The 17230-nt window shown below is 68.7% G+C and carries 13 protein-coding genes; 7 read left to right on the forward strand and 6 right to left on the reverse strand.

Annotated elements, in window-relative coordinates; genetic code table 11:
* Positions 1-20: 20 nt before the first annotated feature.
* The 3 genes from CAL29_RS10620 (at position 21) to CAL29_RS10630 (ending at position 4104) form a co-directional block, all read left to right on the forward strand.
* Positions 21-1247, forward strand: a complete 1227-nt coding sequence (locus tag CAL29_RS10620) for an acyl-CoA dehydrogenase family protein (RefSeq protein ID WP_094854010.1) — start codon at positions 21-23, stop codon at positions 1245-1247.
* Between the two features lie 71 nt (positions 1248-1318).
* On the forward strand, positions 1319-2470 hold the full coding sequence (locus CAL29_RS10625; RefSeq protein ID WP_094853013.1) for a phosphotransferase: 1152 nt from the start codon (positions 1319-1321) through the stop codon (positions 2468-2470).
* Positions 2467-4104 (forward strand): acyl-CoA synthetase, encoded by a 1638-nt coding sequence (locus CAL29_RS10630; protein ID WP_094853014.1) that lies wholly within the window; start codon positions 2467-2469, stop codon positions 4102-4104. Before CAL29_RS10625 ends, CAL29_RS10630 begins: the two co-directional genes overlap by 4 nt.
* Here the strand turns inward: CAL29_RS10630 and argG are convergent.
* Both argG and CAL29_RS10640 read right to left on the reverse strand, forming a co-directional pair.
* Entirely contained in the window at positions 4094-5419 is a 1326-nt protein-coding gene (argG, locus tag CAL29_RS10635; protein ID WP_094853015.1) for an argininosuccinate synthase, read from the reverse strand. The two genes, CAL29_RS10630 and argG, sit on opposite strands and share 11 nt — an antisense overlap.
* A gap of 151 nt (positions 5420-5570) precedes the next feature.
* Positions 5571-6554 carry a LysR family transcriptional regulator gene (locus tag CAL29_RS10640; protein ID WP_094853016.1) on the reverse strand — a complete coding sequence of 328 codons (984 nt, stop codon included), beginning with the start codon at positions 6552-6554 and terminating at the stop codon, positions 5571-5573.
* A 291-nt stretch (positions 6555-6845) separates the two neighbouring features.
* Here CAL29_RS10640 and CAL29_RS10645 point away from each other — a divergent pair, with 291 nt between their 5' ends.
* The 4 genes from CAL29_RS10645 (at position 6846) to CAL29_RS10660 (ending at position 9913) form a co-directional block, all read left to right on the forward strand.
* Complete coding sequence (locus CAL29_RS10645; protein ID WP_094853017.1) at positions 6846-7709, forward strand: amidohydrolase family protein; 864 nt, start codon at positions 6846-6848, stop codon at positions 7707-7709.
* Positions 7710-7823: 114 nt separating this feature from the next.
* Positions 7824-8777 (forward strand): Bug family tripartite tricarboxylate transporter substrate binding protein, encoded by a 954-nt coding sequence (locus tag CAL29_RS10650; protein WP_094853018.1) that lies wholly within the window; start codon positions 7824-7826, stop codon positions 8775-8777.
* A 3-nt stretch (positions 8778-8780) separates the two neighbouring features.
* Positions 8781-9323, forward strand: coding sequence for a carboxymuconolactone decarboxylase family protein (locus CAL29_RS10655; RefSeq protein ID WP_094853019.1), 543 nt, complete (start codon positions 8781-8783; stop codon positions 9321-9323).
* An 11-nt stretch (positions 9324-9334) separates the two neighbouring features.
* Positions 9335-9913, forward strand: coding sequence for a DUF4286 family protein (locus tag CAL29_RS10660; RefSeq protein ID WP_094853020.1), 579 nt, complete (start codon positions 9335-9337; stop codon positions 9911-9913).
* 37 nt (positions 9914-9950) lie between these two features.
* On the opposite strand, the gene CAL29_RS10665 is transcribed toward CAL29_RS10660, so the two are convergent.
* From CAL29_RS10665 to CAL29_RS10680, 4 genes are all read right to left on the reverse strand, one after another.
* Positions 9951-11183 carry a RhtX/FptX family siderophore transporter gene (locus CAL29_RS10665; RefSeq protein WP_256977344.1) on the reverse strand — a complete coding sequence of 411 codons (1233 nt, stop codon included), beginning with the start codon at positions 11181-11183 and terminating at the stop codon, positions 9951-9953.
* A 32-nt stretch (positions 11184-11215) separates the two neighbouring features.
* A complete protein-coding gene (locus CAL29_RS10670; RefSeq protein WP_094853022.1) occupies positions 11216-13417 on the reverse strand; it encodes a TonB-dependent siderophore receptor in 2202 nt (733 codons plus the stop codon).
* Positions 13418-13491: 74 nt separating this feature from the next.
* On the reverse strand, positions 13492-15270 hold the full coding sequence (locus CAL29_RS10675) for an ATP-binding cassette domain-containing protein (protein ID WP_179283977.1): 1779 nt from the start codon (positions 15268-15270) through the stop codon (positions 13492-13494).
* Positions 15267-17003, reverse strand: coding sequence for an ABC transporter ATP-binding protein (locus CAL29_RS10680; protein ID WP_256977346.1), 1737 nt, complete (start codon positions 17001-17003; stop codon positions 15267-15269). Before CAL29_RS10680 ends, CAL29_RS10675 begins: the two co-directional genes overlap by 4 nt.
* Positions 17004-17230: the final 227 nt, after the last annotated feature.

Raw genomic sequence — 17230 nt, forward strand, 5'->3', positions numbered from 1 at the left:
CGATGGATATGGAGATGCACATGGATTTTTCCCTGCCGCCGGCGCTCGAGGACTACCGCATCCGCGTGCGCGACTTCGTCGACCGCGAACTCATTCCGCTGGAAGCGGATCGCGCCAACTACGACGCCCATGAGAACATCGCCGAGGACGCGCTGGAGCGCGTTCGCGCGCGGGTGCGCGAGGCCGGCCTGTGGGCCTTGCAGATGCCGCGCGAACGCGGCGGCCAGGGCCTGCCCATGGTGGGGCTGGCGGCCTGCTACGAGGAGATGAACCGCTCCATCTTCGGCCCGGTGGCCTTCAACGCCGCCGCGCCGGACGACGGCAATATGCGGGTGCTGGCGCAGGTGGCGAGGCCCGACCAGAAGGACCTCTGGCTGCAACCCATCATCGACGGCAAGGTGCGCTCGTCCTTCGTCATGACGGAGCCGCATCCCGGCAGCGGTTCCGATCCTTCCATGATGCTGACCACGGCCACCCGCGAGGGCGACAAGTGGATCGTCAATGGCCGCAAGTGGTTCATCACGGGCGCCGGCGTGGCGCGGCATTTCATCCTGATGGCGCGCACCTCGGACGATGCGCGCAAGGGGCTGACGGCCTTCCTGTTCGACGCCGGGCAGCCCGGCTGGCGCATCGAAAGGCGCATACCCATCATGGGGCCGGAGGAACACGGCGGCCATTGCGAACTGGTATTCGACGGGTTGGAAATTCCCGACGAGAACCGCCTGATGGGCGTCGGCGACGGCCTGAAGGTGACGCAGATCCGCCTGGGGCCGGCACGGCTCACGCACTGCATGCGCTGGCTGGGCCTGGCGCGCCGCGCCATGTCGCTGGCCGTCGAGTACGTGGACCGGCGCGCCAGTTTCGGCCAGAGGCTGGCCGAGCGCGAGGGCGTGCAGTGGCTGCTGGGCGACGCCGCGATGCAGATCGAGATCGGGCGCCTGCTGACCATGCGCGCGGCCGCGCGGCTGGACCAGGGCGACTACGCGCGCAAGGAAATCTCCATGGCCAAGATCGTGGTTTCCGAGACGCTGCACAAGGTCGTGGACACGGCCTTGCAGCTCAACGGCGCGCGCGGCTACTCCAAGGACACGCCGCTGGAGTGGATCTATCGCTATGCCCGCCAGGCGCGCCTGGTGGACGGCGCCTCCGAAGTGCACAAGATGGTGCTTGCGCGCTACCTGATGGACGAGGGCGACGGCTACTGGCGCTGGGACGAGGCGGACGCGCCTCGCAAGGCTTTGGTATGAGCGCGCCGGGCCGCCCCAAGCGCGAATCCTCCCCTGGGGAGGCGGTCGCGAAGCGACAGGAGGGCACATCAATGAATACTGTCTCTCCGATCCAGGGCGGCGCGGCGCCCGATTGGCTGCCGGCGCTGTCGGCCTATCTGTCCCGGCACGGCCTGGCCGATGCCGCCACGCTGCGGCTGTGCCCGCTGTCGGGCGGCCAGTCGAATCCGACGTATCTGCTGGAGGACAAGGACGGCTGCCGCGTGTTGCGCAAGCAGCCGCCGGGGCAGTTGCTGCCTTCGGCGCACGCCGTGGACCGCGAGTATCGCGTGATGTCGGCGCTCGCGGATACCGACGTGCCGGTGCCGCCCATGCTGCATTACTGCGACGACCGCGCCATCGTCGGCACGCCGTTCTACCTGATGGGCTATGCGCGCGGGCGGGTCTTCATGGATCCCGCGCTGCCCGGCCTGGCGCCGGACGAACGGCGCGCCATCTATGGCGAAGCGGGGCGCGTGCTGGCGGCGCTGCACCGCGTCGAGCCGGCGCGCGTCGGCCTGGCGGACTATGGCCGCGCCGGCGGCTACTACGCGCGCCAGGTGGCCCGCTGGAGCCGCCAGTACCGCGAGACCGAGACGCAGCGCATCCCCGCCATGGAAGCGCTGATCGACTGGCTGCCGCGCCACCTGCCGCCGGAGGAGGGCGCCAGCCTGGTGCACGGCGACTATCGCCTGGACAACCTGGTGTTCGATCCCGAGGCGCCGCGCGCCATCGCCCTGCTGGACTGGGAGTTGTCCACCCTGGGCCATCCCCTGGCGGACCTCGCTTATCACTGCATGTGCTGGCGCATCTCGCCGGCGCTGTGGCGCGGCATCGCGGGCCTGGACCTGGACAGCCTGGGCATTCCGGGCGAAGCCGAATTCGTGGCGGACTATTGCCGCGCGCGCGGCATCCGGCCGCCGGACAATTGGGATTTCTATCTCGCCTACAGTTTCTTCCGCATCGCCGCCATTTTGCAGGGCGTGTACGCGCGCGGCCTGGCGGGCAACGCGGCCGGCGACGACGCCCACGAGATGGGCGCGCGCGTGGCGCCGCTGGCGGAGCTGGGGTGGGCGGCGGCGCAGGCGGAAAGCGGGCGCGGCGCGGGTGCGTCCGATGCCACGCGCCCCGGCGCCAACACCGCCGGCTCCGATCACGCCGGCGATTCCAGCGATTCCAGCGACTCCGTGGGAGAAACGCCATGATCGACGACGACCTGCCGCGCAATCCGGCCAATCACGTCCCGCTGACGCCGCTGGGCTTCCTGCAATGGGCAGCCAGCGTTCATCCCGACCATACCGCGCTGGTGCATGGCGCGGACTTCCGGCAAAGCTGGGACGAGACCTGGCGGCGCTGCCTGCGCATGGCCGCGGCGCTGAAGGCCGGGGGCGTGGGCCGTGGCGACGTGGTCGCCGTGCTGGCGCCCAATATACCCGCGCTGTACGAGGCCCATTTCGGCGTGCCGATGGCGGGCGCGGTGCTCAACGCGCTGAACACCCGGCTCGACGCCGCCGCCTTGGCCTACATCCTGGAGCACGGCGGGGCGTCGGTGCTGCTGTTCGACAGCGAGTACGCCGCGACCGTGGGCGAGGTGGCCGCGCGCATGGCCGCGCCGCCGCGCCTGGTCCGCATCGAGGACAGCGAATATCGCGGCGAGCACGGCACGCTGGGCGAAACGGACTATGAGCAATGGCTGGCGGGCGCGCCCGCGCCCGACGCATCGGCGGACGGCATGCCGGCCGGTCCCGCCGACGAATGGGACGCCATCTGCCTGAACTACACCTCCGGCACGACGGGCAATCCCAAGGGCGTGGTCTACCACCACCGGGGCGCCTATCTCAACGCGACGGGCAACGTGCTGGCCTGCGGCATGCCGCCGCATGCCGTGTATCTGTGGACGCTGCCCATGTTCCACTGCAACGGCTGGTGCTTCCCCTGGACCCTGGCGGCGCTGGCGGGCACCAACGTCTGCCTGCGCAAGGTCGAGCCGGCCGCCATCTTCGACGCCATCGCGCGCCATCGCGTGGGCTTCTTCTGCGCCGCGCCGGTGGTGCTGAACATGTTGGTCAACGCCCCGGCGGACGTGCGCCGGCGCGCCGTCCAGCCGGTGCAGGCGATGACGGGCGGCGCCGCGCCGCCGGCCGCCGTGATCGAGGCGATGGAGGACCTGGGCATAGGCGTGACCCATCTGTATGGCCTGACGGAAACCTACGGCCCGTCGATCAGTTGCGCCTGGCACGAGGAATGGGACGCGCTGCCGCTGGCCGAGCGCGCCGCGCTGAAATCGCGCATCGGCGTGCGCAAGCTCAATGTGGAGGCGGTGCGGGTGGTGGACGGCGACATGCGGCCGGTGCCGGCGGACGGCGCGACGCTGGGCGAGATCGTGCTGCGCGGCAACACCGTCATGAAAGGCTATCTGCGCAATCCCGGCGCCACGGCCGAGGCGTTCGCCGGCGGCTGGTTCCACTCGGGCGATCTCGGCGTCGTGCATCCCGACGGCTATATCGAGATCAAGGATCGCATCAAGGACATCGTCATTTCGGGCGGCGAGAACATCTCCACCGTGGAGGTGGAGAGCGTGCTGTATCGCCATCCCGACGTGCTGGAGGCCGCCGTGGTGGCCCGGCCGCACGCCGTCTGGGGCGAGGCGCCTTGCGCCTTCGTCACCTTGAAGGAGGGGGCGGCTTGCAGCAGCGACGACATCGTCGCGCACTGCCGCAAGCATCTCGCCGCCTTCAAGATCCCGCGCACGGTGGTGTTCGGCGCGATTCCGAAGACGGCGACGGGCAAGATCCAGAAGTTCCTGCTGCGCGAGGCAGCCAGGAAACTTACTCCTTGATCTGCGGCAGGGGCGCGCCGGCGGCGGGCGCCAGCAGGCCGGTCTTGACGTAGGTGATCAGCTTGTCGCGCGTGTCGACGATGTCGAGATTGCGCATGGTCAGTTGGCCGATGCGGTCCTGCGGCGAGAACACCGATTCGCCCTTTTCCATCGTCAGGCGTTCCGGCTTGTAGGTCAGGTTGGCCGATTCCGTGTTGAGGATGGAGTAGTCGTTGCCGCGGCGCAGTTCGACGGTGACCTCGCCGGTGACGGCGCGGGCCACCCAGCGCTGGGCGGTTTCGCGCAGCATCATGGCCTGCGGGTCGAACCAGCGGCCCTGGTACAGCAGGCGGCCCAGCTTGCGGCCGTTGTCGCGGTACTGCTCGATGGTGTCTTCGTTGTGGATGCCGGTGACCAGGCGTTCGTAGGCGATGAACAGCAGCGCCAGCCCCGGGGCTTCGTAGATGCCGCGGCTCTTGGCCTCGATGATGCGGTTCTCGATCTGGTCGCTCATGCCCAGGCCGTGGCGGCCGCCGATGCGGTTGGCTTCCAGCAGCAGTTCGACCAGGTCCTTGTACTCGACGCCGTTCAGGGCGACGGGGCGGCCTTCCTCGAAGCGCACGCGCACTTCCTCGCGCTTGACCTCGACCTCGTCGCGCCAGAACGCCACGCCCATGATGGGCTGGACGATCTTGATGCCGGAGTTCAGGTGCTCCAGGTCCTTGGCTTCGTGGGTCGCGCCCAGCATGTTGGAATCGGTCGAGTAGGCCTTTTCTGCCGACATCTTGTATTCGAAGCCCGACTGGCGCATGTAGGCCGACATTTCGGCGCGGCCGCCCAGCTCGTCGATGAAGGTCTGGTCCAGCCAGGGCTTGTAGATCTTCAGGTCGGGATTGGTGAGCAGGCCGTAGCGGTAGAAGCGCTCGATGTCGTTGCCCTTGAAGGTGCTGCCGTCGCCCCAGATGTTGACGTCGTCTTCCTTCATGGCGGCCACCAGCATGGTGCCGGTGACGGCGCGGCCGATGGGGGTGGTGTTGAAGTAGGTGACGCCGGCCGTCGAAATGTGGAAGGCGCCGCTTTGCAGGGCGGCGATGCCTTCGGCCGCCAGTTGCTGGCGGCAGTCGATCAGGCGGGCCTTTTCGGCGCCGTATTGCAGGGCGCGGCGCGGGATGTCGTCGTAGTCGGGCTCGTCGGGCTGGCCCAGGTTGGCGGTGTACGCATAGGGCACCGCGCCTTTTTCACGCATCCAATGGAGCGCGGCGCTGGTGTCGAGGCCGCCGGAGAACGCGATGCCGACCTTTTGGCCGGTGGGGATGTGCTGGAGGATCGTTGCCATTGCGTATCGCTAGGAAAAGGGACGAAACCAGGGATTTTATCGCGTTTGCGGCGGCGGGATGGCGGATTGCGCCGGGGAGGATGGATCCAGGGCGTGGACGGTCTTACACGGGACCTTACCCGGGCCCTTGCGCGTGGCCTTACACGCGGCCTTATTCCGCGTGTCGTCCCGCATGTTGTCCCGGGCGCGCCGGCGGCCGCCCGCCCGGCGGCTTGCGCCCGGGCGCCGGGGTCCGTCCCTGAAACAGGGCGGCCAGGTCCAGGCCGCGCAGCAGCGCCGCCGTGGCGCCGGCCAGCCGGGTGGCCGGCCGGTGGCGCGGGCTGGCCAGCACCAGGTCGTTGAGGATGCGCGGGGACACGATGCCGGCCACGGCCAGCCCCGGCTGCGGCTCCGGCCCGCGCACCGCCGAACGGGGCAGGATGGCGCAGGCCGGCCCCTGGTTGGCCAGCTCGACGAGGGTGTGCACGGCGTCGACCTCGGCCACCACGCGCAGGTGCACGCCATGGGCGCGGCAGACGCTTTCCACCAGGGCGCGGATGGCGTTGGGCGCCGAAGGCAGGATCAGGGGGTAGTCGCGCAACTGCGCCACGGTCACGCGGGCGGGCAGGTCGGGACGATGGGCGCGCGCCGCCACCAGCACCAATTCCTCGCGAAACAGCGATTCATAGGTCAACTGGGGGGAGGGCGGCGGGTCGTAGAGCATGGCCAGGTCGACCCGGCCGGCCAGCAGCCACTCGCGCACCTGCACGCTGAGGCCTTCCGCCACGGTGATGGAGGCGTCCGGAAAGGCTTCGTGGAAGGCCCGCACCAACGGCGGCGTCAACACCAGCGCGATGCGCGGCGGCAGGCCCACGATCACCTTGCCGCTGGGCACGTCGCCCATGCTGCGCAGGTCTTCCTTGGCGCGCGCGGCCAGCGCCAGCAGCGCGCGCGCATGTTCCAGGAAGCGCAGGCCGGCCTCGGTGGGCTCGACGCCGCGCCCGTTGCGATAGAGCAGGTGCTGGCCCAGCTCCTGCTCCAGCAGGCCGACCTGGCGGCTGAGGGAGGGCTGGGACACCGCGAGCTGCCCCGCCGCGCGGGAAAAGCTGCGGTTCTCGGCGACGCGGACGAAGTATTCGATCTGGCGCAGGTCCATGGAGCGGTCGGGGCAGGAAAGGGAAGGGAAAGGGCGGGCGGATCGACGCCGGCAGGCGCATGCCGGATCGCATTCGCGGGCTGCCGCTGCCCGGCGGTCTCCATGATATCGAATTTTTCTATACTAGAAATCAAAGATATAGCATTGTTCCGGCTTCGGCTTTGCCTCACCATGTCGTACCGACAGCCGGATTGCCGGACTACCGGACTACCGGACTACCGGACAGCCGGATAGCCGGCGACAGCGGCCCCGACCACGACAACGACAACGAATTCGAGACACAGGAAACCCATGCCGGATTGCCTGCCCCCGCTGGACGCGCCCTCGCGTCCGCGCAATGCCCTGCCGCCGCTGACTTGCGACAGCCATTGCCACGTATTCGGTCCCGCCGCCGTCTTCCCGTACGCGGCCGGGCGTTCGTACACGCCGCCCGACGCCCCGTACGAGAAACTGGCCGCCTTGCACCGTCATCTCGGCGTCGAGCGCGCCGTCATCGTGCAGGCCGCCTGCCATGGCGGCGACCATTCGGCGCTGCTCGACGCCCTGGCCCGCAGCGAGGGCCGCTATCGCGGCGTCGGCCTGCTGGGCGCGGACGCGACCGACGCGCAAATCGAGGCGCTGCATGCCGGCGGCGTGCGCGCCGCGCGTTTCAACTTCGTCGCCCACCTGGGCAAGCCGCCCGCGCCCGAGGTCTTCGACCGCATCGCCCGGCAGGTGGCCGCCTTCGGCTGGCACCTGTGCCTGCACGTCGACGGGCCGGCCCTGACCGCGCTGCTGCCGACCCTGCGCCGGTTGCCGCTGCCCTTCGTGGTGGACCACATGGGACGCGTGCGCGCCGCCGACGGGCTGGCGCAGCCCGCGTTCCAGGGCTTGCTGGAGCTGGCGGACGTGCCGCAGGCCTGGGTCAAGGTATCGGGCGTGGACCGCATCAGCCAGGGCCGGCGCCCGTATCCGGAAGGCCTGCCTTTCGTGAGCGCGCTGGCGCGGGCCATGCCGGACCGCGTGCTGTGGGGGACCGATTGGCCGCATCCCAACGTGGCGGGGGACATGCCCGACGACGGCGAACTGGTCGACCTGTTCTTCCAGGCCGTGCCCGACGCGGATGCGCGTCGGCGCATCCTGGTCGACAACCCGGCCCGCCTGTACGGCTTCTGACCCTGTCGTTACGGGGCGGGCGCCGCCGCATTACGAAGAATGCCACGCGCGTGCACGCACATGCACACACACCGCACCCGCCGTGGCGCCATGAGAATTCAAAGGAGACTTGCCATGTTCAAACGATTTTTCGCCGCCGGCGTGCTCGCCCTGGCGGCGTGCGGCAGCGCCTCGGCCGACGGGCCCGTGCGCCTGATCGTCGCGTTTCCGCCGGGCGGTCCGGTCGACCTGGTGGGCCGCGTGCTGGCCGAACAGCTCACGCGCGAACTGCACCAGTCGGTGATCGTCGAAAACAAGCCCGGCGCCAACGGCAATATCGGCGCGGCCTACGTGGCGAAGGGGCCGCGCGACGGCACGGTGCTGTTCCTGACCAGCGTCGGCGCGGTGTCCATCAGCCCGTCGCTCTACCAGAGCCTGCCGTATGACCCGGTGAAGGACTTCGCGCCGGTCTCGCGCGTGGTCGACAACGCCACCGTGTTCGTGGTCAACCCGTCGAATCCGGCCAGCGACGCCGCCGATTTCGTCGCCCGTTCCAAGGCCGCCTCGCAACCGGTCGCCATCGGTTCGTCGGGCGTCGGCAGCATTCCCCACCTGGCGCTGGAAATGTTCGCCGACGCCAGCAAGGCGAACGTGATGCACGTGCCCTACAAGGGCGCCGCGCCGGTGATCAACGATCTGCTCGGCAACCAGGTGGCGGGCTTCTTCGGCGACGTGCCGGGGCTGATCACGCATATCCAGGGCGGCAAGCTCAAGGCCCTGGGCGTGGCCGCGCCGGCGCGCCTGGCGGTGCTGCCCAACGTCAAGACGCTGGCCGAGCAGGGCATCCCGGGCGTCGAGTCGAACAATTGGTACGGCCTGCTGGCGCCGGCCGGCACGCCGCCCGCCATCGTCGATAAACTCAACGCCGCCGTGCGCGCGGCGCTGGCGAACCCGGAGGCGCGCAAGAAGCTGGAAAGCTTCGGCGCCCAGCCGGCGCCTTCCTCGCCGCAGGAACTGGCGGCGCTGATCGCCAGCGATCGCGCCAAGTGGGGCGACCTGATCCAACGCAAGCACATCAAGGTGGACTGAACCATGGCGCAATCACACAAGGGACCGCGCGTGGCGCCGGTCGTGCCGGGGACGCGCCCCGAACTGGCGGCGATGGAAGCGCGCATCATGGCCGAGCGCGGCCGCATCTCGCCGCTGTACCAGGTGCTGTTGAACAGCCCGCCGGTGGTGCAGGGCTGGGAAGCCATGCTGACCGCCATCCGCAACCGCATCGGCCTGTCGCCGCGCCTGCGCGAACTGGTCATCCTGCGCGTGGCGGTGCTCAACCGCGCGCCGTATGAATTCGAGGCGCACGTGCCGCACGCGCTGAAGGCGGGCATGGACGCCGTCCTGGTCGAGGCCTTGCGCGAGGAACGGGCGCCCGCGGACATCGCGGGACTGTCCGCGCTGGAGCGCGACGTGGTGGCCTTCACGGACGCGATGACGCGCGACATCGAGGTCGGCGACGCCTGCTACGACGCGCTGGCGCCGTCGCTGGGCGACCAGGGGATGGTGGAGCTGGCGGCGACGGTGGCCGCGTACAACATGGTGTCGCGCTTCCTGTCCGCGCTGCGGATCGGGCACTGAGGGAGAAACGCATGTCGGAAATCTTGCTGTTGCGCCTGGCGGGGCGTCGTCTGGATCGCGCGGAACTGCAGGCCTTGCGCCAGCAGATCGCCATGGATGCCGGCGCGGGCGCGGCGCGGGCCAGCGCGTACACGGCGGTGGAGCACGCCGAGACCTATGTCTACCTGCATCCCGACGCGCGGTTCGCGCCACGCAGCCTGGCGGCGCTGCGCGCCGTGGCCGGCCGGCTCTATCCGCAGGCCGAGGCGCGCGTGCTGCGCCTGACGACGGACCGCCCCGGCGCCTCGGCGGACCAGCCCGCGCCGTGGCACTACATCGTGGAGACCGACGTGCTGGCGGAGGCGGAGCAGGACTTCAACGCCTGGTACGAGGAAGAACACCTGCCCGGCCTGGCCTCCGTGCCGGGCACGGTGCGCGCCCGCCGCTACGTCTGCGACGCGGCCCCGCGCTATCACGCCTGCTACGACCTGCACACCCGCGAAACCTTCGGCAGCCCGCCGTGGCTGGCGGTGCGCGCCAGCAGTTGGAGCGACCGCGTCCGGCCCTCGTTCCGGAATACCAAGCGGACGATGTTCCAGGCGGTGGCCTAGCGTCATGGGCGTGCGCCCGTGGCGGCGTCCAGCGGCTTCATGGGCGGCGCCCGAACAGCGCCGCTACTTTGTGTCCATGGCGCCCGGCTAGCAGCCATGCCGCCACGGCCAGGACCGCGCCGACCAGAAACCCGCCGCCATAACTCGTCCGCGCGGCGATCGCGACCAGGAACGACGACGCAATCATTTCGCCGAGATCGCGCGCGCAATGCACGGCGGACACGTCCGTGCCCGCCTGATCGGCCTCGCGGGCGAACCGCATGCCGGCGTTCATGATTGATACCGAGGTAAACCCCGTCGCCAGCGATCCCAGCGCCGTGCCGAGGCAGATCCAGAGGAGGCGTGCGGGCAGGATATGCAAGGCTACGCCCGCCCACGTCACGGCGCCCAGCGCCGCGCAAGCCACGCCTATCCTGAAGGCATTCCAGATTCCCAGGCGCCGCACCAGCCACGCGCCTACGCCGCAACCCGCGAAGATCGTGACCGATCCGCCGGCCGCGCCCAGCGTCCCGATATCCGCCAACTGCCAGCCCAGGTCATTCAGGAACAGCTTGGAAAGTCCGAAACCGGAGACCGCCGTCATCGCGGAAAGCAGCGCCAGGGTCAGGAGCGGCAATGCGCCAGGGCGGCGCGCAAATCTCGGCAGACTCGCGCGGCAAGGTCCCGCGCGCGGAGCGAGCGATTCGCGCTTTGGTATGAAGGCGGCGGCGAGCAGGCTGAGCAAGGGCAGCATGGAGAGCAGGCCAAAGGCGGCCGCTGCGCTGCCGAGCCGCCCCGCCAGGACCAACGCTCCCGATCCGCCCATGAAGAAACCCACCATGACGCCGCCCACCTGGATGGCGTTGATGTCCGCGAGCGCCGGCCCTTCGAAGTGTTCGGCCGCCATGCCGTCGGACGCGATATCCTGGGTGGCGCTGGCCAGCGACGCAAGCACCATCAAGGCGACGGCGCAACCGGCCGCGTCCGCGGTCTTCGGCAGGAACGCCAGTGCGACCAGGCACAGGAACACGATGGCCTGCATCGGGAGAATCCAGCTACGGCGGCGGCCCAGGACGGCCAGGCCATGATTATCGATCCAGGGCGCCCACAGGAACTTGAAGATCCAGGGCAGGCCGACTAGCGGCAGAAAAGACAAGGCGTGCAGGGAAGCGCCGTCATGCCGCAGCATCGTGGGCAGCGCGTCCATGGCCACGCCGACCGCCATGCCTTGCGAAAGATAAAGAAGCGTAATGGCGGCCGCGAGTCGCCACTGCCTGAATATGCCATTCACTGAACCAGGCTCCCGTGCGTTCCCGTATGACATCAGAAGACGCCTCGCAGGGAGACCGCGATATTGGCCGGATCTCCATAGCGGTTGCTCCAGGCGGCGGAGCTGAAGCTCTGGTAGTACTTGCGATCGAAGACGTTGTTGACGTTCAGCGCGGCTTCCCAGTTCTTGTCGATGCGGTAGCCGACCCGAAGATTGACCAGCGCGTAGCCGCCCTGGCGCAGCGTCGTATTGCCCGACGCGACGGTGTAGGCGCTTTGCGCCTGAATGCCGCTGCCGACGCTCCAGCGGCGGCCGTCCCAAGGCAGCGCATAGTTGGTCCATATGCGTAGCATGTGCTTGGGATTGAATGTGGCGTAGGCGCCGCTGTTGGTGGTGTCCCGCACATACTTCGTGGTGTCGAACGTATAGCCGCCCGAAATATTCCAGTAAGGCGTGATGTGACCGACCGCGGTGAGTTCGATTCCCTGGCTGCGCACTTTTCCGCCGTTGACGTAATAGCACGCGGTGCCCGCGCAGGGGTGGTCAGGGTCGACTTGCGCATTGTTGGTAAGCGCCGCGCGGAACAGCGCCGCGCCGACGTCGAGCGCGCCGTCGGCCAGCTCGCCCTTGATCCCGGCTTCGTAGGTATTGCCCTTGACCGGGTCGATCAAGCTGCCGTCGTACCTGTACCGCGTCTGCGGCTGGAACACCGCGGCGTAGCTGGCATACACCGACCAGTCGCGCGCGAAATCCCAGATCAGGCCGCCGTAGGGCGTGAACTGGCGACCCGGTTTGTATTGGGCGGCCAGCGTGTCCTCGTCCCACCAGCTCAAGCGTCCGCCGAGCACCAGCGTCAAAGGATCGAACAGTTTGAAGCGGCCCATCGCATACGCGCCTTTTTCCGTAACGTCGGTCTCGCTCTGGAGGCTGTAGGCGCTCACGGCGGGTTCCGGCACGCTGCCCGGATCCCAGGTGTAGACGTTCACGGGGACGCCCGTTCCGGACAGCAGCTTCCCAGTGAACTGTTCGTTGTCGGCGTTGGCATAGCTCAGGCCGAACAGCAGTTCGTGTTTGCGCCCGAACAGTTCGATCGGCCCTTGTACGTTCAGGTCGACACTGCGGTCATAGTGATAGAACTTGTACGCGGCGCCCATCAGCGAAGCGCCGGCGCCGGTCGCCGGATCCACGGCGCCATAGGCGGTGTCGTACTTGAGATTCGAGGACATGCGCTGATACTCGGCGCTGAGCTTTGCCTTCCAGCCGTTTCCCAGTTGTTGTTGCACCGAGCCGAATGCCCTGGTCGTCTGCCAGTTGAACCGCTGCCAATCGGCGCCCAGGTAGGCGGAGCGCGGCAGGCCGAGGCTGGAACCATCCTTGGCCATGGGCACGCCTCCCATGTCCGGAACGGATTGGGTCGTGTCGTACTGGAATCCCAGGGTTACCAGCGTGCCCGGCGCGACGTCCAGCTCGGTTATCCCATAGACCGATTGCGACTTCCGGTTGACGCGGTCCACTGCATACCCACGCCGGTCATAGGTGGCGCCAAGGAGGCCGCGCGCCGTGCCGGCCTCGTTGAATGGGCCGCCGATATCGACCGATGCGCGGTAGCTGTCCCAACTCCCCGTGGAGACGGACCCCGAGAGGGAGAATTCCCTGGGCGGGCGCTTGCGCACGAGGTTGACGGTCGCGGAAGGATTGCCCGAACCATGGAGCAGTCCATTGGCGCCGTGCAGGATTTCGACGCTGTCGTACGCCGACATATCCACCGGCGCGTTGGCGGTGTCGGCCAGCGGCACCGGTACGCCGTCGATCTCGTACGAAGTGACTTGCAGGCCACGCACGTAGTAATTCGTCGTCAAGTTCGTATAAGGCTGCACCACCACGCCCGGCGCCTGCCACATGACGTCTTCCATGGCGCGCAGATTCTGCTGCTGGATCTGCTCCCGCGGGATGACGGTCAAGGACTGGGGAACTTCCCTTGGCGTCAACGCCATTTTGGAAATCGAGTTCGAAGACGCGGCCGCGCCGCCCGTGTCTCCGACGACCGTCACGGCCGGCAGGCTCTGGACCTGGCTTGCCGCCGCGTTGCCGGTCGTCGCCCTTGCGTTCCCGTCTCCGCCGCCAGGAGCGGCGATATCCTCGCCTGTCTTGTCCGCCGCTACCCGGGGGGCGGTTTCCTGCGCGAACGCCGGCCCAATGACAAGCAATAGTCCCGCGCAGGCCATCGCGCGCCAAGGCCCATTTGCAGTATTCATGATTTCCTCGGAACATTAACGATACTTATTTTCATTTGTAAGTAAATATCGTTGTTTCGATTCCGGGACTTTCTCTATCGGTCGCCGGTCTCGGCGAAGGCCGTGTACCAGGCGTTTTCGCGGACCAGCACATCGTGCGGCGCGCATGCTTGTATCCGTCCCTGATCCAGAACCACGATGAAGTCCGCCTTGGCCGCCAGCGCCGGGCTGTGGGTCGTCGCCACCCGCGTGCGTCCGTACCCGTGCCTTGTCAGCATGTCCTCGATCGTCCGGGCGTTGCGGGCGTCCAGTTGCGAAGTCGGCTCGTCGAGCAGCCACACGGGCGCCGGCGACAGCAGCGCGCGCGCCAGGCACAGGCGCTGGCGCTGCCCGCCGGAGAGGGCGCCGCCGCCTTCTCCGACTTCCATATCCAGGCCCTGGGGCAGGGATCGCACTTCCGCCTCCATGCCTACGGCATGAAGTGCCCGCCACAAGGCCTGGTCGGACAAATCATGTCGCTCCATGCGCAGATTCCAGCCGACGGTGCCGCGGACCAGCCGGCAATCCTGGGGCAGCAGGTAGCGCCAGCGGGCCAACGTCTGCTCATCGATTTCGCACGCATCGATTTCACCGAGCAGGACCGCGCCGGACTGCGGATCGGCCAGGCGGGCGCACAGTCCGAGCAATGCCGTCTTTCCCGCCCCGGAAGGCCCGACCATGGCGACGAATTGCCCGGGCGCAATCCGCAGCGATACGCCGTCCAGCAGACGCTTTTTCGTCCCCGTGAAATGGCAGACTCCGACAAGCGCGAGTCCGCCATCGCGCGGCTGCCGCCCTTGCTCCGGACTGGCGAGAACGGGCGCCTCCAATGCGCGCAGCACCGCATCGGCGGCCTGCATCGCGCCGCGCAACGCTTGCCCCAGATGCGCGAGCGCCGCCAGGGGCTGGACCATGCCGGCCAACACCACCAATACGCCGGCGCACAGGGCGCTGTCGATCCGCGCATGGGCGATCGACGCGGTTCCCAGCGCCAGAAAGAGCGCCAGGACCCCGAACACGGCTAGGTCGAAGAGCGTCGCCGGCCAAAACGATGCCTTCAGGACCGTGAGCGTACGGATATGGACCGACTCGATGGCGTCGGTCAGGCGCGTACGCGCCAGGCTCGCCTGGTCCGCCGTCCGCAGCAGATCCTGCCGTGCGCCGTAGGCCTGAAGTTGCCGCGCCAGTTGATCGTGGGCGTGCCGCGCCGCTTCCTCGAACGACGCCGTTCGCGCTGTCGACCATCGCAACACCCGGGCCAGCAGCAAGGCCGCGCATAGCAGGTACAGGGCGATTCGCGCATCGATGCAGAGCATCGCCGCGATGACCGTCAAGGGAGCGACCACCGCGGAGACCATGGGGGCCATCAGGTGGGCAGGTATCGACATGGCGCGCAGGACGGGGCCGCGAACCAGGCCTGGCGGGTTCAGGCAAGCGACGTCGGCCCAATCCGCCACCCGGGGCAGGCGCGCGCACAGTAAATCGACGGCGCCGGCGGCGAAATGGGCGCCTACGGCGTATCCCCGATACCGGGCCACGTAGGCCAGCGCGGCGTGCGCGGCCGCGCTGCCGGCCAGGACAAGCGTCCAGCGCAGGGCCGCCGCGGCGTCGCCGGCGAGCCACGCCCTGGTCACCGGGAGCAGCAATACCCCGCACACGCCTTCGGCGACGGCTGTCACGGCGGCCCAGAGGCAGGCGCGCCTGCACGCCCGCCAGACGGCGGGCGGAAGCGCGCGTAAGCGCCGCAGCCATTGCCCGGCGCGCCGATACGTGCCCAGCGCGTCGCGCGGCGATGAGGAGGATACGTCTTCGGGGCGGCGATCTCTTGCTTTCATGCGTATCCCGATTCCGCCTGGCTGGCGTCCAGGCCATGCCGACCGAGCCGCCATTGCCGCCACAGCGCGGCATAGGCCGCGTCCGCCTGCAATAGCTGAGCGTGAGAGCCGTGTTCGACGATGCGGCCCCGGCTCATGACGGCGATCCGGTCGGCTCGGCGCGCCAGGTCCAGGTCGTGCGTCACGATCAGGCGGGTGCGGCGCTCCCCGAGCAGAACGCGTTCCAACGCCCGGCGGGTGGCCGGGTCCACGGCGGACGCGGGCTCGTCCAACAGGAGAACGGATGCAGGCGACAGCAGCGCCCGCGCCAAGGCCAGGCGCTGCAGTTCTCCACCCGAAAGCACGACGTCGCGGCCATAGACGGTGTCATAGCCGTCCGGCAAGGCCATCACGCGGTCATCGAGGCAAGCCTGTCGGGCGGCCTGGCGAATCTCGTGCAGGCTGGCCTGGGGACGATACAGGGCAATGTTCTCCGCCAGCGTCGCCTCCAGCGCGCTGGCGTGCTGAGGCAGGATCGAAAGGTGCCGATAGAGGAGGCGCGCGGGCAGTTCCCGAATGTTCCGGCCGCCCATGAGAATGTCGCCTTGATCCGGGTCCATGAAGCGCGCCGCCAGCATGAGCAAGGTGGATTTGCCCGCCCCGGATGGCCCGACGAGCGCCGTCGCGCTGCCGGGCTCCACGGCCAGGTCGATGCCATGCAGGATGGCGTTTTGCTCGGCTCCGTAGCTGACGCGCCTGAACACGATCGACGCATCGCCGGGCGCCGCGCGGGACTGTCCCGGTTCGAGCGCAGGCACGGCGAATAGGGCTTGCAGGCGCGCGGCGGCGCCCAGCGCCGCTCGCAGCGCGTCGCCGCCGTGGCCCATGGACAGAATCGGCGCGGCGATTGCGCGGATCAACAGGACGAATACGCTCAGGCGAGCGATGTCAAATCGGCCGTGCGCGGCGTGCCAGGCCCCCAGGGCGATCCATGCGGTCAGCAGCGGCGTTCCGAGCAGAGTGTCGGTGAGTGCGCCCAGCCTGCCGATCCGGCGCACCCATTGCGAGAACGCGTCGGAAAAACGCCGGATGGAACGCCTGAGCCGGGCCTCGTGGCCGACGCCGGGGAAGAGCCTGGTCTGCAATGGATCATTGGCCAACTGGGCATAGTCGGATAAAAGCTGTTCCAGCGCGGCCGCGCGGTTCGCAAACAATGGGCGGTGCCTGGCGGCACGGACGCGGCGAAATACCAGGATCGCGCACGCCAGGGGCACGGTGCTCCATGCCAACAGCCACGGGTCGACCATGGCAAGGCAGATGAAGGCGGTTATCGGAACCACGACCGCGCGCGCGAGATCGGCCGGCGCATGCGCGACGAGCTGGTGCAGCGCCTCGACGTCGGCACCGACGTAGCGAGCGACGCCATCGGGACCGGACTGGACAAACCAGCCCAGGGGCAGTTGCGATAGACGGTCGACCAGCAGCCGGCGCAGCCTGCGAACCAGGCGGGCATCGACCCGATGGGTCTGGTGGAAGGCGAAGGCCTGGCTCACGCAGGCCAGCAGGGCCGCGCCCGCGGTCATGGCGATCCACGAAGCGGTCGCAGCGGCACCGGGACTGGCCCAGGCCGAGGCGACCTTCGCCAACGCCACCCATGACAGACAGGACGATATCCCCGCGGCTGCTTGCAGCAATACCGCGAACAGCAGGCCGCGCGCACAGGGGCCAAGGACTTCGCGCAAAGGCAGCGTCACGGCGAGCACTCCGGCAATGTTTGGGGCACGCAGGAACGCCCGGCGGGGCAGGCGCCTGCGGAAAGTCATCCGATTATCCCGGTCGCCATGCAGGCGGATTTTCGTTTGCCGGTTTCTTTCGTTAGATTGCGGGCGCGACTTTCTCTTCGCGGCCCATCATCGATGCCGGGGCTTGATTCCGTCGCGGAGAACAGGCGCTGGCGCCTGCATGCCGGCTGCGCGAGCGG

The sequence above is a fragment of the Bordetella genomosp. 10 genome, assembly GCF_002261225.1.
In the GTDB taxonomy this organism is placed as follows: domain Bacteria; phylum Pseudomonadota; class Gammaproteobacteria; order Burkholderiales; family Burkholderiaceae_B; genus Bordetella_C.

Excerpts from the sequence above, each read along its gene's own strand:
- CAL29_RS10675 (WP_179283977.1), bottom strand. The coding sequence starts at position 15,270 with ATGAAAGCAAGAGATCGCCGCCCCGAAGACGTATCCTCCTCATCGCCG.
- CAL29_RS10645 (WP_094853017.1), top strand. The coding sequence starts at position 6,846 with ATGCCGGATTGCCTGCCCCCGCTGGACGCGCCCTCGCGTCCGCGCAAT.
- CAL29_RS10660 (WP_094853020.1), top strand. The coding sequence starts at position 9,335 with ATGTCGGAAATCTTGCTGTTGCGCCTGGCGGGGCGTCGTCTGGATCGC.
- CAL29_RS10640 (WP_094853016.1), bottom strand. The coding sequence starts at position 6,554 with ATGGACCTGCGCCAGATCGAATACTTCGTCCGCGTCGCCGAGAACCGC.
- CAL29_RS10620 (WP_094854010.1), top strand. The coding sequence starts at position 21 with ATGGATTTTTCCCTGCCGCCGGCGCTCGAGGACTACCGCATCCGCGTG.
- CAL29_RS10625 (WP_094853013.1), top strand. The coding sequence starts at position 1,319 with ATGAATACTGTCTCTCCGATCCAGGGCGGCGCGGCGCCCGATTGGCTG.
- CAL29_RS10655 (WP_094853019.1), top strand. The coding sequence starts at position 8,781 with ATGGCGCAATCACACAAGGGACCGCGCGTGGCGCCGGTCGTGCCGGGG.
- argG (WP_094853015.1), bottom strand. The coding sequence starts at position 5,419 with ATGGCAACGATCCTCCAGCACATCCCCACCGGCCAAAAGGTCGGCATC.
- CAL29_RS10630 (WP_094853014.1), top strand. The coding sequence starts at position 2,467 with ATGATCGACGACGACCTGCCGCGCAATCCGGCCAATCACGTCCCGCTG.
- CAL29_RS10670 (WP_094853022.1), bottom strand. The coding sequence starts at position 13,417 with ATGAATACTGCAAATGGGCCTTGGCGCGCGATGGCCTGCGCGGGACTA.
- CAL29_RS10650 (WP_094853018.1), top strand. The coding sequence starts at position 7,824 with ATGTTCAAACGATTTTTCGCCGCCGGCGTGCTCGCCCTGGCGGCGTGC.